The sequence below is a fragment of the Alkalicoccobacillus porphyridii genome (genome assembly GCF_007293315.1).
Classification (GTDB): Bacteria; Bacillota; Bacilli; order Bacillales; family Bacillaceae_D; genus Alkalicoccobacillus; species Alkalicoccobacillus porphyridii.
In genome coordinates this window covers 152262-172351 of sequence record NZ_VLXZ01000005.1, presented here as the reverse complement: position 1 = coordinate 172351, position 20090 = coordinate 152262, and the positions used below count along the sequence as shown (strand labels likewise).

General features: G+C 40.1%; 22 protein-coding genes. 17 read left to right on the top strand and 5 right to left on the bottom strand.

Annotation, left to right across the window (positions count from 1 at the left end):
• Window positions 1–29 precede the first annotated feature (29 nt).
• The 6 genes from FN960_RS09990 to FN960_RS09965 all read left to right on the top strand — a co-directional run bounded on the left by FN960_RS09990 (window position 30) and on the right by FN960_RS09965 (window position 4876).
• Window positions 30–2234: a hypothetical protein gene (locus FN960_RS09990; RefSeq protein WP_143848571.1), complete on the top strand. Its 2205-nt coding sequence runs from the start codon at window positions 30–32 to the stop codon at window positions 2232–2234.
• Entirely contained in the window at window positions 2231–2527 is a 297-nt protein-coding gene (locus FN960_RS09985) for an EscU/YscU/HrcU family type III secretion system export apparatus switch protein (protein WP_143848570.1), read from the top strand. Before FN960_RS09990 ends, FN960_RS09985 begins: the two co-directional genes overlap by 4 nt.
• 38 nt (window positions 2528–2565) lie before the next feature.
• Window positions 2566–2988, top strand: a complete 423-nt coding sequence (locus FN960_RS09980) for a flagellar export chaperone FliS (RefSeq protein WP_143848569.1) — start codon at window positions 2566–2568, stop codon at window positions 2986–2988.
• Window positions 2989–3000: 12 nt separating this feature from the next.
• Entirely contained in the window at window positions 3001–3813 is an 813-nt protein-coding gene (locus FN960_RS09975; protein WP_143848568.1) for a flagellin N-terminal helical domain-containing protein, read from the top strand.
• 74 nt (window positions 3814–3887) lie between these two features.
• Entirely contained in the window at window positions 3888–4325 is a 438-nt protein-coding gene (locus tag FN960_RS09970) for a YaaR family protein (RefSeq protein WP_143848567.1), read from the top strand.
• 95 nt (window positions 4326–4420) lie between these two features.
• Window positions 4421–4876: an SRPBCC family protein gene (locus FN960_RS09965; RefSeq protein WP_143848566.1), complete on the top strand. Its 456-nt coding sequence runs from the start codon at window positions 4421–4423 to the stop codon at window positions 4874–4876.
• A gap of 111 nt (window positions 4877–4987) precedes the next feature.
• On the opposite strand, the gene cbpB is transcribed toward FN960_RS09965, so the two are convergent.
• On the bottom strand, window positions 4988–5425 hold the full coding sequence (gene cbpB / locus FN960_RS09960; RefSeq protein WP_260681974.1) for a cyclic-di-AMP-binding protein CbpB: 438 nt from the start codon (window positions 5423–5425) through the stop codon (window positions 4988–4990).
• Between the two features lie 208 nt (window positions 5426–5633).
• On the opposite strand from cbpB, the gene FN960_RS09955 reads away from it, so the two are divergent.
• The 5 genes from FN960_RS09955 to cysC all read left to right on the top strand — a co-directional run bounded on the left by FN960_RS09955 (window position 5634) and on the right by cysC (window position 8625).
• On the top strand, window positions 5634–5879 hold the full coding sequence (locus FN960_RS09955; protein ID WP_143848565.1) for a hypothetical protein: 246 nt from the start codon (window positions 5634–5636) through the stop codon (window positions 5877–5879).
• Between the two features lie 137 nt (window positions 5880–6016).
• Window positions 6017–6148 (top strand): YezD family protein, encoded by a 132-nt coding sequence (locus FN960_RS09950; protein WP_438799876.1) that lies wholly within the window; start codon window positions 6017–6019, stop codon window positions 6146–6148.
• 7 nt (window positions 6149–6155) lie between these two features.
• Entirely contained in the window at window positions 6156–6866 is a 711-nt protein-coding gene (locus FN960_RS09945) for a phosphoadenylyl-sulfate reductase (protein ID WP_143848563.1), read from the top strand.
• 14 nt (window positions 6867–6880) lie between these two features.
• A complete protein-coding gene (sat, locus tag FN960_RS09940; protein ID WP_143848562.1) occupies window positions 6881–8023 on the top strand; it encodes a sulfate adenylyltransferase in 1143 nt (380 codons plus the stop codon).
• The gene (gene cysC / locus FN960_RS09935) at window positions 8020–8625 is read left to right on the top strand and encodes an adenylyl-sulfate kinase (protein ID WP_143848561.1); all 606 of its coding nucleotides are present in this window, start codon (window positions 8020–8022) and stop codon (window positions 8623–8625) included. Before sat ends, cysC begins: the two co-directional genes overlap by 4 nt.
• Window positions 8626–8681: 56 nt before the next feature.
• On the opposite strand, the gene FN960_RS09930 is transcribed toward cysC, so the two are convergent.
• A complete protein-coding gene (locus tag FN960_RS09930) occupies window positions 8682–10442 on the bottom strand; it encodes a S8 family peptidase (RefSeq protein WP_143848560.1) in 1761 nt (586 codons plus the stop codon).
• A gap of 223 nt (window positions 10443–10665) precedes the next feature.
• Window positions 10666–10968, bottom strand: coding sequence for a MerR family transcriptional regulator (locus tag FN960_RS09925; RefSeq protein ID WP_143848559.1), 303 nt, complete (start codon window positions 10966–10968; stop codon window positions 10666–10668).
• Between the two features lie 148 nt (window positions 10969–11116).
• On the opposite strand from FN960_RS09925, the gene cobA reads away from it, so the two are divergent.
• The 4 genes from cobA to FN960_RS09905 all read left to right on the top strand — a co-directional run bounded on the left by cobA (window position 11117) and on the right by FN960_RS09905 (window position 15247).
• Window positions 11117–12565: a uroporphyrinogen-III C-methyltransferase gene (gene cobA / locus FN960_RS09920; RefSeq protein ID WP_143848558.1), complete on the top strand. Its 1449-nt coding sequence runs from the start codon at window positions 11117–11119 to the stop codon at window positions 12563–12565.
• On the top strand, window positions 12562–13350 hold the full coding sequence (locus FN960_RS09915; RefSeq protein ID WP_143848557.1) for a sirohydrochlorin chelatase: 789 nt from the start codon (window positions 12562–12564) through the stop codon (window positions 13348–13350). The genes cobA and FN960_RS09915 overlap by 4 nt, the downstream gene beginning before the upstream one ends.
• The gene (locus FN960_RS09910; RefSeq protein ID WP_143848556.1) at window positions 13343–13957 is read left to right on the top strand and encodes a precorrin-2 dehydrogenase/sirohydrochlorin ferrochelatase family protein; all 615 of its coding nucleotides are present in this window, start codon (window positions 13343–13345) and stop codon (window positions 13955–13957) included. Before FN960_RS09915 ends, FN960_RS09910 begins: the two co-directional genes overlap by 8 nt.
• A gap of 804 nt (window positions 13958–14761) precedes the next feature.
• Window positions 14762–15247, top strand: coding sequence for a GNAT family N-acetyltransferase (locus tag FN960_RS09905; protein ID WP_143848555.1), 486 nt, complete (start codon window positions 14762–14764; stop codon window positions 15245–15247).
• A 76-nt stretch (window positions 15248–15323) separates the two neighbouring features.
• Here FN960_RS09905 and folE2 read toward each other — a convergent pair whose 3' ends face one another.
• Window positions 15324–16217: a GTP cyclohydrolase FolE2 gene (gene folE2, locus FN960_RS09900; RefSeq protein ID WP_143848554.1), complete on the bottom strand. Its 894-nt coding sequence runs from the start codon at window positions 16215–16217 to the stop codon at window positions 15324–15326.
• Between the two features lie 222 nt (window positions 16218–16439).
• Here folE2 and FN960_RS09895 point away from each other — a divergent pair, with 222 nt between their 5' ends.
• Window positions 16440–17072: a YgaN family protein gene (locus FN960_RS09895; protein WP_143848553.1), complete on the top strand. Its 633-nt coding sequence runs from the start codon at window positions 16440–16442 to the stop codon at window positions 17070–17072.
• Between the two features lie 247 nt (window positions 17073–17319).
• Complete coding sequence (locus FN960_RS09890; RefSeq protein WP_143848552.1) at window positions 17320–18690, top strand: aspartate kinase; 1371 nt, start codon at window positions 17320–17322, stop codon at window positions 18688–18690.
• A gap of 430 nt (window positions 18691–19120) precedes the next feature.
• On the opposite strand, the gene FN960_RS09885 is transcribed toward FN960_RS09890, so the two are convergent.
• Complete coding sequence (locus FN960_RS09885) at window positions 19121–19930, bottom strand: ion transporter (RefSeq protein WP_143848551.1); 810 nt, start codon at window positions 19928–19930, stop codon at window positions 19121–19123.
• Between the last annotated feature and the right edge of the window lie 160 nt (window positions 19931–20090).

The window sequence follows — 20090 nt, the reverse complement described above, 5'->3', positions numbered from 1 at the left end:
ATAGAGAAATGTGAGCGGGAGAGTGTGCTATGCAGGTAAATCAAATCCTACCAGGGAAAGCGTTGTCTAGTGACCGACAGCTAAAGCAAGGTGACATTCTTCGGGATGTGACGCTAAATCCAGTTTCAGAAACTGAGGCTAAGGTTGTGTATCGTGGTAAAGAGATGAATGTAACTTTTGAAGGTCGTATGCCAACATCTGGTACGGTCTCTCTTCAGGTTACACAAGTAGGGGATGAGTCCATTCAAGTAAGAGAATGGGTTCAGGAACAGCCCGCTACCTCTTACAAATCAGCAAACGGAGGATCTGAGCTTGAAGCTGCAAAAAAGGCCGGAATTGATCGACCTACACCACTGTTATTACAAGCAATAAAAACGGCTCAGGGTCATGGAATTCCGTTAACTTCAGAGGATATTCAGGCATTGGCTCGTTATGTAGGGAACTCAACGGATTCAAGCAAGCTACAGACCGTAGAAGCACTTGCCTCGAAGCGGTTACCTATTACTGATCAACATATTAACGCTGTACATGAAGCCCTTCATGGTAGACCGTTAACCCGAACTCTCACTGAGCTTGAACGTATTCAGCAGTCACCAAGTGTAACCAAAGAAGATATAGCAAGACTTTTACAACAATTAACCAACGGTCGCAATCTATCAACATCAGAAAAACAGTTTGTTGATCAAATTCAAACATTGTTGAATCAAAAAGGGGCAGAAACTCATTATCCACAGATCCTGCAGCTCATAAATCAAAAGCTTGTTCAAACGAATATGACTGAAACGGTTGCGAATGAACAGCCAGCTCAAGGTATAGCTAATTCTAGAGACTCATTAGAACATAGCCCTTCAGTAGCAGCGCAGCTGAAGTTGATCAATCAGCTACAAAGGTTAATAGAGTCAGAGGAGTCCCCCGATCAAGCCTTTAAGGCGGTTCAGAATGCACTTGTTGGCCAAACGCAGTTCACAGCTGATCAAACAAATCGTATCAGCTCAGAAATCAATAAAGCAAGTGAACGATTAAACAACGGGAGAGAGCTTGCGGCCAGACAGATTGTATTGGATAGTCTTCAACAAGAGCTGAATCAATTACAGGCACTAAATGTAGGGGAAGAACAGGCTCAACAGACTCAATCAATAAGTGCTAACCCCATAGCTGTGACTACGGTTACAGAAAAAATGGCAGCCCTCACAACAGATTTTCGTGATCTTCAAAGAGAGGTCTCACGCACATTAAGTCAGGTTGCGATTGAACTTGCTCCGGCCAAACCAAAGGATCTTCATCAATCAAAAAACCAACTGGAGACCGTTATTCGTAAATTAGATCATGCCATTCTTCGAGGGGAATATATGCAATTTGCTGATATGAAGACTGAAAAAAGTCTGATGCTTGCCAGTAGCCGACTTGGTGAGGCACGAAAGCTACTGACCTCAGGAAATCAGCAGGAAGCAGCCCGCATTGTTTCAGAGGTTCAAAAGCAAGTTGATAACGTCACGTTTAAACCTTCTGAAACAAAGATCATGCACTCTTCAACTATGCAGCAACAACTCGCAAAGAGCGCTTCTTCGCCCGTGCAGTTATTAGAAGATGCTGCGATTAAGGGAAGAGAGGGCACTGCCCGTGCAGTGTTTGAATCCATGAGACAATTAGGATTAACTCATGAAATGGAAGTAGCTCAGAAGCTTTCCTCTAGAGAGAGTCCAGGAGAAATGAGGAACCTCAAACAATCATTGATGCACATGATCCAACAAGAGGAAGGAAATCGCACGACCCAGCTTGCAAATCAAGCATTAAATCAGCTTACGGGTCAGCAGCTTTTAAGTAAACAGGATGCCCAGCCAATTCAGAGTCTCTTTTTCCAATTGCCACTTATCTTGGAACAGAAGGTTGAACAGCTACAATGCTACATTCAGTCAAAAAAAGAAGGGGAACAGGTTGATTGGCAGAACTGTAGTTTATATTTTCTTATGGAGACATCTAAACTGGGTGAGATCGGAATCTCAGTTCGAGTAGTTAATCGACAGTTATCTGTTACTTTACAGAACAATCAAGAAGAATTTAAACAGAGAATGGAGCCTCTAGTTGCTAGGGCAATAGAGAAGATTGAAGACATTGGATATTCAATTTCAGGAATTGTTTTCACTCCATTTTCACAGGATCAAACAAAAGATGATGTAAAGCCTGTATCTCAACCAGTATATACCTCTGAGAAAGGGTTTGATTTTAAAGTATGACCGCCTATCAATATTATAATGAAAAAAGAAGACAGCAAATAAACGGCGTATCTGCAGCAGTCATTCGTTATGAAGACGAAGGAGCAGCTCCGAAAGTGGTTGCTCAAGGACGAGGTCAAGTTGCTCAGCAAATTATGGATATGGCCAAAAAGCATGATGTACATCTACAGGAGGATGCTAGCTTGCTTTCAAGCCTGCTAGACATGGACTTGGGAGACAACATTCCGCCACAGCTTTATTCCGTTATCGCTGAAATTTTATTATTAATTGAAGAGATGGAACGAAACTATTAAGGTGTGGCTTTCCACAGCCGATATTAGGAGTGATACATGTGCCATTAATCTCAGAGGAGACGCTTCACAAAAAGACATCTCAGGAGTTAACACTTCTTCTTTATGAAGCTGCCTTAAATAATCTTGAGTCTGCTATAGACGAGATTAATCGTAAGAAGTATGAGAACGCTAATTTCCATCTACAGAAAACCAACGATATTCTTCACCGACTAGGCGTAGGAATTAATTATGATGCCGGTGTTCTATCAGATCAGCTGGAGCAGCTCTATAACTATTTAGCTGACCAGTTAATAGTTGCAAACGTACAAAAAGACGTAGACAAAGTTAAACACGTACATACTATTTTAAATACATTATTTATAGCATGGATAGAAGCAGTTAAAAAAAGAAAAGATTCAACAGAACGAACAAATATCAAGCAAACAAATGCATATGAAAAAAATGCTTTGTATGAAGAGTAGGGAGAGAATGTCATGAAAATTAATAATAATATTCAAGCTCTTAATGCTTATCGTAACTTAAGCCAAAATCAGGTTCATACCTCTAAGAACCTTGAAAAGCTATCTTCAGGACTACGAATTAATCGTGCGGCTGATGATGCAGCTGGACTAGCCATCTCAGAAAAAATGCGTTCACAAATTCGTGGACTTGAAATGGCCGAGCGAAATGCACTGGATGGAGTATCATTGATGCAAACAGCTGAAGGAGCAATGCAAGAGGTTCATTCCATGCTACAACGGATGCGTGAACTTGCCGTTCAAGCAGCAAATGACACTAATGATGGATTTGATCGTGCGCAGATTCAAGCGGAGATTGATGAGCTGAGTAATGAGATTGATTCAATCTCTGAAAAGACCGAATTTAACTCAAAGAAATTATTAGGTCCGAACCAAGATCCTATTCAATTTCAGATTGGGCCAAATCAGGGGCATGCAGTTAGCTTTTCATTGCCGCATATGAATGTAGAACAACTTGGAATACAAGGCATCTCGGTAGCGGATAAAGCATCTGCAGATACAACAATTGGACGATTAGATACTGCGATAGAACGTGTGTCTTCAAATCGATCCACACTAGGTGCCATCCAAAACCGCCTAGAGCATACAATTAACAATATCCAGGTTACTAAAGAGAACTTAACTTCGTCCGAATCAAGAATTCGTGATGCGGATATGGCCTTAGAGATGACTAAGTTCACTCGAAATAATATCCTAAACCAATCTGCTACAGCGATGCTTGCCCAGGCGAATCAATTGCCTCAGGGTGTACTTCAACTCCTTCAATAGGGGTTGAAGCTCTTTTCGTATGGCGTTAAGAGATATGATAGAATGTAAGAAAGCCATGAAAGGAGTGTGTACTCATGGATGTTGAGCGCATTATGCGAACCGGAGTTCATAAGGTTGACCGCAAGAAAACAGAGATTCAGCCTTCCACGACGTTTTCTGAGGTTATGAATAAACAACGAGTCGATAAAGCAATGGAACAACTGACCAAACTGATGCAGCAAGTAGAGGATCAAGGGAAGGTATTGTCCGAAACCCGAACCGTCGATGAGCTGCGTAAATATAAAAAGCTAGTCAAAGATTTTATGGAGGATGCCGTTGCACACGGGCTAAGTCTTGAAGAACGACGCGGGTTTAACAGACGTGGTAGAACAAAGATTTATAAGCTGGTGCAAGAGGTGGATAAACAGTTAATTGATTTAACAAATGATGTTCTGAATAAAGAAAAATCAAGCTTGGATATCCTAAATAAGGTCGGCGAGATTAAAGGTTTGTTGGTCAATCTATACGCTTAATACAGTCTGATACACGACAAATGTATTGGGCTTTTTTCATAATATTCTATGACATGCTATACTAAAGCTATGTTTGTTTGACTGGGGGTTAAGGCATGGACACACTTATTTTCACGTATAAGACAGCCATTGATGCACCTATGAAACAGGTATGGGACTTTTTTCAGGATCCAAAAAATCTTAGCCGGATCCAACGATTTCCTAAAGTTAATCTTACTCAACTAGGAGATGAAGAAGGGACTCAGTTAAAAATGAAAGTTGGCTATATGGGGTTAGGTGTGCAGTGGCATTCAACAATAGAAACAATCAAAAAGCCGCATTATTTTATTGATGTGGCGACTAAACCTGTTTACCCGTTCACTTATTGGCGCCATACTCATCGCTTTGTTAGAGAAGAAGGAAGAAGCATGGTTATTGATGAAGTAGAATTTACTGCAAAGGTACCTAGTATGGTGACAAAAAAACTATTAACATACATGTTTCATTTACGGGAGAAGCAATTAGTGAAACATTTCCAAAAGAATCAAACAACGCAAAGTGAGGAACAATAAAACTCTAACATATGTAAATTAAGGGCTTTGGGGTCATTCCCCAGAGCCCTTTGTTGTATAGAAGATCATAAAAGAAATTTTGTCGACTACAGAAATGTCCTGACGTCATTTTTACATATGGAGATATTTACTGACTAGTGCCAAAATGGAACGTCTGGTTAAAATGCTAACAAATACACCATTCTTATCAACAACACACATAAATGGATGATTAATTGACAGGGTTAAAGCTTTTGCAAATGTAGCATCTTGAGGGATGGTTGGGACATCTTTTTCCATGACATCAGCTACAATCTTATTCTGTAGTTTATCGACTTCAATAAACTCAAGTCCAAGTAATGAGTCTAAAATAATTGATTTACTAATTAATCCATGTAGTTTGTCCTTAGTGTCTAAGACCGGTATCGCCGTATAACCTGATCGAACTAAAACAAGTAATGCATGTTCAAGGGGATTGTTAAGCTGAACATGGGCCACTTTTTCAGCGGGGATGAGAAGTTCTTCGATTTCGCTATCCATCAACTGTTGATTTTTAAGTATATCAAACAAAGAAATCACTTCTTTTTAAGGTATTTTTTTGAAAATAAGTACATTGGGAAAGAATCGTGTGGAGATTGTAAGCATGAGCGTTTGTTACTCTTATCCTACTAAGAATCTAAAGACTTTGTCAAGGTAACTACAACGCTTACAACCTACGTATTTAAAGAATAACGTCTAGTTAAAAGGGCATACTGTAACAAAAAAAAGAGGTTTTTGGATGCACTCAAAACAAACGGTTAAATACATAAGCAAAAGCTATCCTTCAGGAAATACGTATTACTATAAACAGGAACTTATTACACATGATCGTTGGGATAATCTTGATTCTATTGCTTGGTCGGCTCCCAAACCAATCACAAAACGGACATTTGAGAGACGCTGTAAAGAGGGATTTCGCTATGAGAAGAGACATATAAATAAAAAACCAGCCAAAATTATTGAGTTAACCGCCTTTAAAAAATAGGCGGTTTCTTCTTGTTCATCTCATTGACAGCCGCAATTATACCCTATAGAATACAATTAAACTAATAAAGCATATGAAAATACAAGGAATTAATTTAGACAGGAGGCTCTGCTTTGAACAAAACGGACGCTCAAGTATTGAGGAAATTGTCAGACCTTTTAGAAAATCTGCAATATGGATCAGTCACGATTGTTGTACAGGATGGAAAGGTTGTACAAATGGAGAAAAATGAGAAGGTTCGTCTTAACCAAAGCAAGCAGAAAGGATGAGTACTGATTGAGTGTACTACTCTATGAAAATAGTGATTTAGAGGCGTTTCGTGAGATTAATAGCTCATTGGCTGGTTTAGATAGTCTTGATATTTTAAGATGGGCGTTTCAAACGTACGGTGATGAGCTGGTTTATGCCTGTAGCTTCGGTGCTGAGAGTATGGTATTAATCGACCTAATATCTAAAGTTAAACCAGACGCACAAATCTTATTTCTGGACACCGATTTTCATTTTATTGAAACCTATCAGCTTATTGAGGAAGTTAAAAAGAAATACCCTCAACTCAGAATTGATCTAGAAAAACCTGGGCTTACTCCCAAACAACAAGCAGAACTTCACGGTGACAAGCTTTGGAAAACCAATCCCGACCTTTGCTGTAAGATACGAAAGCTAGATCCGTTAGAAGGTCAATTAAATCAAAAAAAAGCGTGGATTTCTGGGTTGCGAAGAGAGCAATCACCCACACGCGCTAACACTCAGTTTGTAAATCAAGATCATCGGTTTGAGTCGGTAAAGATTTGCCCACTGATTCATTGGAAAGAAGACGAAATCTGGATGTATATTAAGCTTCACAAGCTTCCGTACAACAAGCTACATGATCAAAACTATCCAAGTATTGGCTGTACTCATTGCACTAAGCAAGTGGCTGATGGGCAGGATAGTCGAAGCGGACGCTGGGCTAACACGGATAAAACAGAATGCGGTTTGCATCAATAAAGGAGAGAATGGACATGACGATTATTGCACCACATGGAGGAAAACTCATACAACAATTTAATCCAGATTATAATACATCAAATATAGAGCTTGAAATAGAGCTTGATGCCTTTGCACTGTCTGATCTAGAACTGATTGCAATCGGGGGATTTAGTCCGTTAACGGGGTTTATGAGTGAGCGAGATTACCATTCAGTAGTACATTCATTACGTCTTGAAAATGGGACGGTATGGAGTATTCCAATCACTTTACCGGTAAAAGAAGGTGTAACAGACAGCTTTTCGAAAGGGAAGGAGGCAAAGCTAGTCTATAATGGGGAGGTTTACGGAGTTATCACTATTACTGAGTGGTATTCTCCTGATAAATCACTGGAAGCAGCAAGTGTATATAAAACCACCGATGTAGCTCATCCTGGTGTGAAAAAGCTGTTTGAGCGTCCGGACACCTACGTAGCAGGTCCTATTGTGCTCACTAAGCGTTTAGATCGCGGTCGTTTCCAAACGTATCATCTTGATCCAGTTCAAACTCGCGAACAGTTCAAGTCAAATGGATGGAAAACGGTTGTAGGCTTTCAAACAAGAAACCCTGTACACAGAGCTCACGAGTATATTCAAAAATCAGCGTTAGAAATTGTCGATGGACTTTTATTAAATCCTTTAGTTGGGGAAACCAAATCTGATGATATTCCTGCTGATGTCAGAATGGAGAGCTATGAAGTCTTGTTAGAGAAGTACTACCCTGAAGATCGAGTCTCTCTGGCAGTCTTTCCAGCTGCGATGCGTTATGCAGGGCCACGTGAAGCCATTTTTCATGCGTTGGTGCGGAAGAACTATGGATGCACCCATTTTATCGTCGGACGTGATCATGCAGGTGTTGGTGATTATTATGGAACATACGAGGCACAAACAATTTTTGAACAATTTTCAGAGGAAGACCTCGACATACGTCCTTTGTTCTTTGAACACAGCTTTTTCTGTAAAGAGTGCGGGAATATGGCCTCTACAAAAACATGCCCACATAACTCGGAAAGTCGAGTAATTCTATCTGGAACAAAGGTTCGTGAAATGTTGAAAAATGGTGAGGTTCCTCCAAAGGAATTTAGCCGTCCTGAAGTAGTAGAGGTTCTTATACGTGGTATGCAGCAGGTGAGTGTATGACTACAAACCATACGACAAACCTGTATTATCATCAGAGTGAAGTGACAAAGCAGCTTCGTCAGCAACAAAAGGGCCATAAGAGTGCCGTCATCTGGTTCACTGGCCTTTCAGGTGCTGGAAAGTCCACATTAGCAAACGCTTTGGAGCAGAGGTTGACGACAGAACAAAAACATACCTATCTTCTTGATGGAGATAATGTACGGTTAGGGCTGAATAAAGGACTGGGCTTTTCTGAAGAGGACCGTAAAGAGAATATTCGCAGGATTGGTGAAGTGGCCAAGTTATTTGTAGATGCTGGGATTCTTGTTGCGACTGCCTTTATTTCTCCGTTTAAAGAGGATCGTGATTCCGTTCGTGGCATTCTAGAAGATGGTGAGTTCATTGAAGTATATGTACGCTGCTCCTTAGAGAAGTGTGAGCAGAGAGATCCTAAAGGACTGTATAAAAAAGCAAGATCGGGCGAAATTTCAGATTTCACAGGAATTTCTTCCCCTTATGAAGAGCCAGTTCATCCTGAGCTTATCCTTGATTCAGACAAGGAGTCGGTAGAAGACCTCGTGGACCGGGTAGTGAATTACTTAAAGAAAAAGAATATGATATGAGAAAAAATGCAGAGGTTGCAAAACCCCCTCTGCATTTTTTCAATATCTATTTGCGTTTATGGCATAGCTAATTCAAGAGCTCTTTGAGCATTGATCTCACCATAGCCATAATAATCATCTTTGCCTGGCGCTCCAAGATCAGTAGCTGTGTCACGAATGATTCCGTAGACATCATCATTTGAAAGCTCGGGGTTGACGGAGCGTATTAAAGCGGCAAGTCCCGCTACATGGGGGCTGGCCATAGACGTCCCAGACATCACTACATATTGGTTATCTAGGAATAAGCTAGGTATGCTTGTCCCAGGAGCAGACACATCGACATGATCACCATAGTTAGAGTAAAAGGCTCGGTCTTTTGATTTATCTAAGGCTGCTACAGTCAGGACCTCCGGATAGGCAGCTGGATACATAGGATCTCCAACGTTCTCATTGCCTGAAGCTGTTACGATGACTACATCCTTCTCATAAGCATAGCGAATAGCATCGTAGAGAATCTTTGAGTCATGATAATCACCTAAGCTCATATTAATGACATCTGCACCATTATCAACAGCCCAATAAATTCCTTTTGAAACGGCGTAGGAAGACCCTTCTCCATTGTCATCTAGTGCTTTAACAGGAAGAATTCGACTGTTCCATGATACGCCGGCAATGCCGTCAACATTATCTGTAATAGCGGCTGCAATGCCAGATACATGAGTTCCATGTCCGTGAGCATCTGAAACATCATCAGAATCGTCAATCGCATTAAAGCCTTGATCCGACTTTCCGTTTAATTCAAGATGATTTGTATCTATACCGGTATCGATGATTGCGATGGTCACATCTGCACCGTCGGCTTGAGTCCAGGCCTTTTCAAGATCAAGTTGTTTAAGGTTCCACTGATACGGTTCAAAAAATTCGTCATTTGGAATCGCATCCTGCTTAGACAAACGATAATCCGGTTCAACATAGCTAAGGTATCGACTATGTTGTAAATCATCTAAGAGTTGTTCCGTTTCAATATTTTCCTTCTCAACTAAATAGAAGGGACAGTTATCTTCTATTATGGTGAGATCCGGATTTTCTCTAAAAAAAGCATCAGCTATATCCTTTTCTTTCAGTTTAACGACAGCTCGGCTTTTGTGAAAATGATCTGATAAGCTGGTTAGTTTTTGTTCTTCCGAATGAACAACAATTTTCCACCCTAATTCAGAAACCGTTTCTATATGATGATCCTGTGGCACATCATCTATCGTTTTCCATTGAACTTTAGGGTTGCTTCCGGAAGCGAAAAAATTCCCGCCAGCATCTGCGACTGAGGCAATATCTTTAACAAATGTTTGCACAAACGTGAGATCGATCTCCCCAATAACTGTTGTACCATCTGCTAGCTTTTTACCTAGTAGCATATATTGTTTTTGACCAATTTCATATGGCGAAGAGTAGAGGTGGTCCCCTTGTGACTTCGTCAGCCTAGAATAGTCGGGTGTATGAACAAAACCTCTACGAATCAGTGTTTGATCCCCATCTATATGAGCAAACCCTGTAATATGAGAATGCTCCTTTAATTCTTGCTCGAGGTTCTCTTGGGTAATGTGGCCACTATCTGCCCATAATTCAAGCTGTTGATTCATCTGTTGAATGAAAAGTGAGGACGTTTGCTTTAGATCACTTGCCAAAAGCTTATCCATCGTATGGGTATCATAATGATTGGTTACAGAAAACTCTTTTATATCCCCTGTGTTATTAAGTGGAAAAGCATAGCTAGCTGAAATGATAAGTAGAGCGCAGCCCACAATAATCAATCCTGGTTTGATAAAACGTTTTAAATTCATCTCGTAACCCCTTTTAATACGTTAAATAATCAGATATCCTTAATTGGACATAGTATGACTCACAGATAGCATTTCAATCATGGTAATTACTAGTCAAAATAAGAAGCTACGTACGTTTGTTAAACCAAATACAAAAAAGCCTGTCGACAATCTCACTTAATGAGACTTGGTCGACAAGCTCTAGTTGGCAGTATAGGCTACCTGCTTTGAAAGGTTCATTCTTTTATTTTCGAATATTAAAGGCAGCATTGATTTGGCCTCGAAGCATACGTTCTCTGACTTCTTGTTTCTTAATGGCTTTTTGTTCCATTTTTCGTATCTCAAATGTTTGCATGCCATCTTCCATTTTATTGGCGATGTCAATCAATCGTTCAACATCTAAAAACGAGTATTTTCTTGTACCGCCTTTAGATCGTTCAGGAAATAATAATTTTCGTTCTTCATAATAACGAATTTTTCGTTCGGATAGCCCGGTTAACTCACTTACAATCCCAATGGTGATGACCTTTTTATCTTTATAAGACAACTGCTCCACCTCACTAAAAATCACTTAAACGAATAACCTTTGTAACAATATATCACATTCAATTTTTTCTGTCTGAAGTTTAGGGAGATTATCTTACATATTGGTGGGAATGCATTCCTAACTATTGCACATTAAAGGAGTGAATAATATGAATAATAATGGCTTTGTTTCCTTTATAGGTGCAGGTCCTGGAGATATAGGTTTAATTCCAGCTAAAGCTATATCTCGACTTGAGAATGCTGATATTATCTTATACGATCGTCTAGTTAATCCATTATTGCTTGAATATTGCCATGAACACGCCGAGTTAATTTATTGCGGCAAATTACCGGACCGACATTTATTACGACAAGAAGTAATTAATGATCTGATATTAGAGCATGCGATAAATGGAAAAACTGTTGTACGTCTAAAAGGGGGAGACCCTGGAGTTTTTGGTCGAGTAGGTGAAGAAATAGTTGCACTAGAACAAAATCAAATAATGTACGAAATCATTCCTGGTATCACGTCAGGAATTGCTGCCCCATTGTACGCAGGCATACCCGTCACGCATAGAGATATAAGTACTTCATTCGCCATCGTGACAGCTCATAATAGACACGGTTCCTCGACGATTAATTGGCAGGCTTTAGCAGAGGGTGTTGATACGATTGCCTTTTATATGGGGATAAAGAATTTAAATGAGATTACACACAATCTGATGAAATTCGGTAGAGAACCGGATGAGCCTGTGAAGATTATTCAATGGGGGACGTTAAATAAACAACGCACCTTAACCACCACATTAGCAAATGCTGTGGAGCAGGTGAAAGAAGAAGGAATCTCTAATCCAGCTATTACACTCGTGGGACAGGTTGCGGGGTTAGATCAAGGGATAAAAAGCTGGTTTGAGCGTAGTCCTTTATTTGGAAAACATATTCTACTTGCTCGAAGTACAGCACAGCCTGGTAAAATTGGTTCACAGCTTCGAGATCTAGGAGCTGAGGTTTTTCAATATCCTCGTTGGTCTACAAAGGAAGAGCCATTTCCTGAAAATCTTCATCCTAATAATTATAGCCAAATATCGTTTGAAACAAAGGATTCGGTACAATGGTTTTTCAATTGGATACATCGTCTGAATGTAGATGTTCGGCACATTAAAGCCAGTATAGTTAGCTTAACAAAAAGCGCTGAGCAGGCATTAATAGAAAAAGGGCTACAAGAGGACCCATCTAATCAAGATACTAATGTATCTACTTTATTGCTCGGTACACATCCGCCTGAATTGGAGAGGGCATCTCTAACTTTCCAGTCAACACATACACTTAAACCGTTTAGACAATCTAATCAGACTCTTAAAAGAATGCTGGAGGAGAATCGTGTGGATTATATTGTGTTTCCAAACGCACGGGCTGTTTCAACGGTTGTAGAAGGCCTGAAGGAAATAGACATAACACCTCTGGAGCTTAGTCATGAGGTTTCAGTAGTCTGCTTTGGCAAAATGTCATTACAAGCCGCAACTAAATGTGGCTTCACAGTTACTCACACACTAGAGCATCCTGAGACAGATCTATTTATCCAGTGGTTAACTTCTCAGAATAAGGAGGTACATAAATGAAAGCTATTCTTTATGTAGGTCACGGTAGCAGGGTAGAGCAGGGAAACGAAGAGCTGCATACATTTATTCAAAAAGCCAAAAGGTCATTTGTGGATATACCGATTCAAGAAGTTGGATTTATTGAGCTTGCACGTCCTTCGATTCAGGAAGCCATTCAAACATGTATAGAAAAAGGAGCAGATAAAATCGCCGTTGTTCCCGTGCTCCTTTTAACCGCACAGCATGCAAAAGAAGATATACCTGAGGAAATAGAGAAAGCCAAAACGCTTTATCCTCATGTGCACTTCGCTTATGGTCGACCATTTGGCGTCGAACAAACGATTGTAAGTTTAGTGAAGCAGCGAGCAGAACAAGCTGGATTAAAGAAAGTAGAAGGGCGCCCTCACTATGATGAGCGTGAGCCTGCAACGCTTGTTTTAGTAGGGAGAGGAAGTAGTGATGCGGAGCAGACGAGTGATTTATTCAAGATTGCAAGACTTGTGTGGGAATATACGCCTGTCCATGATATTGAGGTTTGCTATATTGCCGCTACAAGACCAAATGTCGAAGAAGGCTTAGAAAAGGCGTTACGCCTAAAAGCAGACAATATCTATGTGATTCCATACCTGTTATTTACAGGAGTACTCATGCAAGGTTTGCAAAAGCAATTGCAGGAGTTAAATGAACAAACGGATAAAACATTTATATTAGGTGATTATCTTGGATTTGATGACCAGCTACTTAAGGTGCTAGTAACACGGACGGAGGAAGTTTTGACAGAATTAGAAGGAATTGAACATGTCTGAGAAACTTCCTTTATTCGTTCAAGTGCAAAATCGAACGGTTCACTGTATAGGAGGAGGTACTGTTGCGGCTCGTCGGCTGAAACTTTTGCTCGAATACGGGGCGGAAGTGACGGTTGTTTCTCCTGACCTTCATGAAGATTTGCTTAAGCAGAGGGCGCATTTCACGTGGGAGAAGCGTGCGTTAACGCAAGGAGAATCATTTAGTAGTCAGTTGTTGTTCATTTGCACAAATAACCAAACACTAAATGATGAGTTACTTGCTAATAGCTGGCAGGGGCAATGGGTTTATGCTGCTCATGACGCGGCAAGAAGTGATATTCACTTCCCCACAGTAATAGATGAAGGACCAGTTACGCTCGGTGTGAGCACGAATGGTGTATATCCGGCTTATACAAAAAAATTAAAAGAATTACTAAAAGATGCCCTGACGGATGCGAATGTTTTTAAGGAGCTAGAGATACTTGCTCCCATAAGACAACAGATTGTACAGTCAGATTTAACAGGCAAACAAAAGCAAATCCTGTTACATAGATGCATGGGAGATGAATTTTTGCTTGCTCCAGATCGAGACCTGCTTTTGAAACAGTGGATGGATGAATTGAATTGAAAGGAATTGAGGGTATATGAGTATCGGTTCTTCGGCTGGCGCTCCCGAAAATGGGGGCATGCTTACCGCGGGCACGGTTCAGCCAATTAAGTGGAAAGACGCAACTAAATTTCGTTCTGTCACATGCTATCGAGGCCACTGGAAAAGTCATGTAAGAATGAGCGGAATGGCACCGCTACAGGAGAACCCTCGCACCCGCAAGAACGGCCTCAGCCCTCGAAGTGGAAAACCACCCCTTTGATGTCTTCAGACGCGTTCTGTTCCGCAGGAGTCTACGGGTTCTCCTTCCGCTAACGTTCTGACTTAAACAATTGAAGAACATTCGCAGTCTTATCTAAATAGTTTTCAGTGACCGTAGGAGTCGGACGATTCTACTTTCGCTTGATTGAACCTACTTTAGCAACAGAAGGATGTTTTTTGAGGGAATTTATATGACTCTTCCAAAGTAATTCCTCATACTAAGTGTATAATACTTGATGCCTGCTACTTACCAAGCGGACGAAAATGGAGGGCCGTCACCTGCGGGATGAAAAGGTTCAATGAGATAAATCGACGCAGTCGGGTTGGCTCATTACCTTCCCGCGGTAAGCGTACCCCCATTTTCGGGAGCGGTGGCGAAGAACCGATACTCAGATACCCACCAATTCTTCCATGTACTTATGCTTACGAACTGTACTAAAATCACCCTCAGTCATAATTTAGAATAAACTGATTCTGTCAGAATTTTTTCAAATGAATAATTTCGTTGTTCAAGAAAAGGCATGATTACAGAACAAAGAGTGTATCATTTAAGGGGTGTTGATAATGGGGTACACCATTCGCAAAATGGAAAAGAAGGATATAAACGAAGTTCAGAAGGTGGCTAAAACAAGTTGGAATACTACATATGAGGATATAATCCCTCTTGAAATACAAGAAAGCTTTTTAAACTCAGCTTATAATGATGAAATGATGCTCCAACGTTTAGATGTTTCTTTTCTTTACGTTGCTGAAAAGGACGAAAAAATTGTCGGATTCGCTAATTTCTCTCCTGTAAAAGAAGATGGCATAGTTGAACTAGGAGCAATTTATTTATATTCAGACTATCAAGGTAAAGGAATCGGGACTGCCTTGCTTAAAGAAGGTATCAAGAACATTAACGGTGCAAAGTCAGTCTATATAAGTGTTGAGAAAGAAAATAAGATAGGAACAAACTTTTATCGTGCAAAAGGGTTCCAAGTTGTTTCAGAATTTGATGACAATCTTGAAGGTTTTATAACTAAGATGTATAAAATGACATTAAAACTGTAAGGCTCACTATTCAAAAAAAGGAACTCCCCAAAATGGAAGTTCCCTTAATTTCACTTAAAATCAACTAGAGAATACTCTACTGCTGATCCTTATTGTAATGAAGTCTAGCTACGGCATCGTGCTGGTGGATAGACTCTTCGTTCCGACAATCAATTGTAAATTCGCGAACCTCTTCATGCTCATATAGGTCAGCGGCAACGAGTCTGGCTAAATCCTCTACAAAGCGAGGGTTTTCATAGGCGCGCTCAGTGACAGCTTTCTCATCAGGACGTTTTAATACAGGATAGAGAATAGAGCTTGCATTGGATTCAGCCGCTTCAACTAACGCTGTTTTCCAATCTATTGTCGAGTCTTCCGTTGTACGAATAGTCATAGTTACAAAGCCTCGTTGATTATGCGCGCTATACTCACTAATTTCTTTTGAGCAAGGACAAAGCGTTGTAACTGCTGCTTCAAGGCTAATTTCCGTTTTGTAGCCAGTCGCTTCATCAAATTCAACCCGATAAGTAATTTGTGCGTGAGCCAGTCCTTCTTTTTCGGAGGAAGGAGCTTTCTTTAGGAAGAACCAAGGGAAGCTTACTTCAACCTGTGCCGCGGTCTGATTCATTTCACGAGCCAGTATAGCAGCAAGCTCTCGTAATGTTTCTGGAGATAATAGATGAACTTGATAAAAAGAATGAAGCTGTTCAGTTAAACGACTCATATTAATACCCTTATAATCAGCTCCAAGATTAGTTGTTAAACGAAATTCAGCGGTAGCCGTTTGGGTTTCTGGCGCCCAATCAGATTCAACCATAACTGGGTATTTTACTTTAGATATACCCACTTGCTGAATAGGGAAAAAATAATCGGATGGTTTATTCTGAAGGTCCGTCATTTCCTCTTTTGTTTTAGGTTTCTTTCCTTCTATAGGTTCAACTGAGCCAAATAAGCGATGGCGTTCAGCTTTAGATGGTAATACACGTGTCATTCTGTTCACTCCGGTCTCTCAAATATTCCAAGTGTGCTTGGTCTCAATTAGTGCTCTGTCTAGTTTACAACAAATCCAGAGGGACAAACAAGAAAAGGTGATTCGATTACTTGGTCATTCTAATATTTTTCTAAATAATGAAAGGAATTCGCTTCATTTTATCTTTTCATATTGTATGATTATATCCATAAAATACATTTAAGTGAACATGCGGAGGCGAAAATGAACAGAACATTCATGTTTATGTGCATTGCTCTAATGGGACTACTCTGGTTAACTGGATGCTCCTCTTCAAATGGAGAATTAACTCTATCAGAAGTGGAATTAACGGAAAATGAAAAATTATTGTTTTCTACTGTTTCAAAGGATACATTTATTTTTGAGTTAGATGGTCAACTTCCAAAAGGTGAAGAGATAAAGATAGGTGTAGACTATTATCACTTTGGTGAGCCACAAGAAGAAATTGAGATTACATCAATTCTAACGGACCCTGACCCTGATGACGGGTTCAGTGAGTCCTATGAACGTATGTCCATTATGCTTCTTGAGGAAGAATCCGAGACACGAGGAGATTTTCAGATGACAATGGAGGGTGGGGGAGGATTTAGCAGCGAGTTTGTATTAGGTGAATTAAATACAGACCAAAAATCCTTTTCATCCGGTAGCCTTCTCGAAAATGAGGACATGGTCATTAATGATGAATCTAATGAAAAGCATTATATTGCCCAATATATTATCGCTCCTTCCTCTAGGTTCCGTACTTTTGATCTAGAGCATGCAACCCAACCTAATGATGACTATGAGACCATGTATCTTTTTTATATTCAGGTGTTAGAGCCTGAGGGGGCAGAATGAGATGAACATACTTCCGTTATTTGTAATATCATAATGAAGGCATGCGATAAGCTATAATGTAGTCATACATATGGCTTATGAAGGAAAGAACTAGCTCACATAGCGTGACCTACTCTAATCGAATCTAAGCGCCTTATATCAGTGCTACCGAGCTCTAGCTTGCTTTGCGCATAAGGCTCGATGATGCTACAATTGGAATGTTCAAACAAAGAAAAGTAGAGAAAAGTTAGGAGCTGGAGAGTCAAAGATGAAGGTAGCAAAATTTGGGGGATCGTCTGTAGCAAGTGCGGAGCAAATTCGCAAGGTTGCAGCCATAATATCAGAAGACCACGATAGAAAAATTGTAGTAGTTTCAGCTCCTGGGAAACGCGATAAGAATGACTCGAAAGTAACAGACTTGCTCATTGAGCTTGGAGAGTTAAGCCTAGCAACAGGTGAAGCTGAATCAGAATTACAGGCTGTATTGGAGAGATATCGCTCTATTGCAGAGGAACTGAAAATTGACGGAGACATCATTACATTAATTGAAACGGATCTTAGAGAACGTCTGGCTACAAATCGCCATAATCCAGGAGTGTTTATGGATTCTATTAAAGCCAGTGGTGAGGATAATAATGCGAAGCTAATAGCTGCCTATTTGAAAAGCACCGGGTTGAATGCTACATATTTAAATCCTAAAGATGCTGGGCTTTTAGTTAGTGACGAGCCGGGAAATGCTCAAGTCCTTCCTGAAGCATATGATCAACTAATTAAACTTAGAGACCATGAGGGAGTCATTGTTTTTCCAGGTTTTTTTGGTTACTCACCAGAAGGAACACTGGTCACATTTCCTCGCGGAGGGTCAGACATTACAGGGGCAATTCTGGCAGCGGGTATTCAAGCTGAGTTATATGAAAACTTCACCGATGTTGATTCCGTTTACGCTGCAAATCCAAATGTCGTAAACGAACCAGTTGAAATTAAGCGGATGACTTATCGAGAGATGCGTGAATTATCTTATGCTGGCTTTTCAGTTTTTCACGATGAGGCCCTTATACCAGCTTTCCGTAAAGGAATTCCTGTGTGTGTAAAGAATACAAATAATCCATCTACTTCTGGGACAATGATTATTGCAGAGCGAGAGTACTTCTTTAATCCGGTCATTGGGATTGCGGCTGATGATGGATTTTCCACCATTTATGTGCGTAAGTACTTAATGAACCGCGAAGTTGGGTTTGGTCGTCGCTTATTACAAATCCTAGAGGATGAAGGTCTATCCTACGAGCATATCCCATCAGGAATTGATGATACCTCTGTGATCCTCCGTGAACATCAGCTAACAGATGAGATGCAGGAGAGAATCATTGACCGAATTAAAAATGAGCTACATGCGGATGATGTCTACATTGAGAAAGATTTCTCCATGGTGATGATTGTGGGAGAAGGTATGCATAACACTGTTGGCGTATCTGCACGCGCCACAGCAGCCTTGGCTCGAGCTCATGTAAACATTGAAATGATCAACCAAGGCTCCTCAGAAGTCAGTTTGGTTCTTGGTGTTCATCAAGAGGATGCCGATCGTGCCGTTCAAGCACTTTACGAAGAATTCTTTGGTGCATCCGATGGAACAATTCAATAAGATGTTCTAAGAGGCTGGGACTCGGTCCTAGTAAGAGGAAACCAAGGTCAATAACGCTTGATAATGAACATCATCCAAACATATAAGAATAGAGGATAAGGTCATTGATGGATGACTTTATCCTCTATTTTCTTTTATTGATAGGAGTGAACATTTTTTTCAGATACAATTCACTCGAGTCTGAATAATAAACTACCAATGTAACTGAAAAGAAGGGGTATAAGTAAAAAACAGCGTAGGGAATATACGGAGACTCCTGTGGGAGGCTCACCAGCCGCCCACGGAAAGGCGGAGTATATTTCCGAAGCGTAGCCAAACTCTCCCTTTATTAAATAGACACCCAAACGATTTTATGCCATATTGGTTCGCGCCACCATTAGATTAAAAATTAATGTCCCAGCCACTTAGCACTCAATAAAAAAACGCTAGTTCACCTGTTCTGAAGTAATTCCTTAATTTCCTTCAATTCCTGACGCATCTCCTTAATGGTTTGTTCTTGTTCTTTCTCTTTTTTTAGTAGGTCAGGAGCGTTGTCGGCTTCGTTCGCTTTCTCGACATTGTTAACAATAACTCCAATGAATAGATTGAAAATCACAAAGGTTCCAATGAGTACGAAGGAGATAAAGTAGATCCAGGCCCACCAGAATTCTTCAAGGATGGGTCGCATGATTCCGCTTGACCATGAATCTAGCGTAACAATTTGAAATAATGTCATTAATGAAAGCTGAAGACTACCAAAGTATTCAGGAGCTACTCCTTGGAATAACATCGTTCCAATAACTGCAAATATGTAAAAGAAAATAGCCATTAAAATGAAGATATTACCCATAGAAGGAAGAGTAAGCAAAAGTGCATCTACAAGGCGACGTAAGGACGGAATCACAGAGATCGCTCGTAAGACTCTTAGTACACGCAATACTCGTAATACAGTAACAAAGTGAGCACCCACAAAGATATGACCAGCGCCTACAATAATAAGATCAAACCAGTTCCAGCCTCGTGAGAAAAATCTCTTTGGACTGACAGCCATAAATCGCATAATCAGTTCAACGGTAAAAATATAAAGAAGGATGCGATCTATTAAAAAGAATTGTTGCTTGTACTCTGTATAAATCGCTGGAAACGTTTCTAAGCCAACAATAATGGCGTTGATTAATATTAAAGTGATGACAATACCTGTAAACCAAGAACTCTCAACATATGTATATAGCTTTTTTTGATAGTTTTTTAATTCGGTCATTTAAAACTCCTTCAACGAAATCATCTCATTTTATTTTATACGAAAGAGAAATTGTTAGACAACATAATCGATTCAATTCTATAAAGAAATCATGATAAAAGAGTGAACACCTTAAAATGTTAATGTAGGAAGCTGAAGTATGACGAGCATTATTTTCAAA

What these genes read in the sequence shown, in the direction of transcription:
- FN960_RS09990 (WP_143848571.1), top strand. Translation starts at nt 30, where the DNA reads ATGCAGGTAAATCAAATCCTACCAGGGAAAGCGTTGTCTAGTGACCGA.
- FN960_RS09985 (WP_143848570.1), top strand. Translation starts at nt 2,231, where the DNA reads ATGACCGCCTATCAATATTATAATGAAAAAAGAAGACAGCAAATAAAC.
- FN960_RS09975 (WP_143848568.1), top strand. Translation starts at nt 3,001, where the DNA reads ATGAAAATTAATAATAATATTCAAGCTCTTAATGCTTATCGTAACTTA.
- FN960_RS09970 (WP_143848567.1), top strand. Translation starts at nt 3,888, where the DNA reads ATGGATGTTGAGCGCATTATGCGAACCGGAGTTCATAAGGTTGACCGC.
- FN960_RS09965 (WP_143848566.1), top strand. Translation starts at nt 4,421, where the DNA reads ATGGACACACTTATTTTCACGTATAAGACAGCCATTGATGCACCTATG.
- FN960_RS09955 (WP_143848565.1), top strand. Translation starts at nt 5,634, where the DNA reads ATGCACTCAAAACAAACGGTTAAATACATAAGCAAAAGCTATCCTTCA.
- sat (WP_143848562.1), top strand. Translation starts at nt 6,881, where the DNA reads ATGACGATTATTGCACCACATGGAGGAAAACTCATACAACAATTTAAT.
- cysC (WP_143848561.1), top strand. Translation starts at nt 8,020, where the DNA reads ATGACTACAAACCATACGACAAACCTGTATTATCATCAGAGTGAAGTG.
- FN960_RS09930 (WP_143848560.1), bottom strand. Translation starts at nt 10,442, where the DNA reads ATGAATTTAAAACGTTTTATCAAACCAGGATTGATTATTGTGGGCTGC.
- cobA (WP_143848558.1), top strand. Translation starts at nt 11,117, where the DNA reads ATGAATAATAATGGCTTTGTTTCCTTTATAGGTGCAGGTCCTGGAGAT.
- FN960_RS09915 (WP_143848557.1), top strand. Translation starts at nt 12,562, where the DNA reads ATGAAAGCTATTCTTTATGTAGGTCACGGTAGCAGGGTAGAGCAGGGA.
- FN960_RS09910 (WP_143848556.1), top strand. Translation starts at nt 13,343, where the DNA reads ATGTCTGAGAAACTTCCTTTATTCGTTCAAGTGCAAAATCGAACGGTT.
- FN960_RS09905 (WP_143848555.1), top strand. Translation starts at nt 14,762, where the DNA reads ATGGGGTACACCATTCGCAAAATGGAAAAGAAGGATATAAACGAAGTT.
- folE2 (WP_143848554.1), bottom strand. Translation starts at nt 16,217, where the DNA reads ATGACACGTGTATTACCATCTAAAGCTGAACGCCATCGCTTATTTGGC.
- FN960_RS09895 (WP_143848553.1), top strand. Translation starts at nt 16,440, where the DNA reads ATGAACAGAACATTCATGTTTATGTGCATTGCTCTAATGGGACTACTC.
- FN960_RS09890 (WP_143848552.1), top strand. Translation starts at nt 17,320, where the DNA reads ATGAAGGTAGCAAAATTTGGGGGATCGTCTGTAGCAAGTGCGGAGCAA.
- FN960_RS09885 (WP_143848551.1), bottom strand. Translation starts at nt 19,930, where the DNA reads ATGACCGAATTAAAAAACTATCAAAAAAAGCTATATACATATGTTGAG.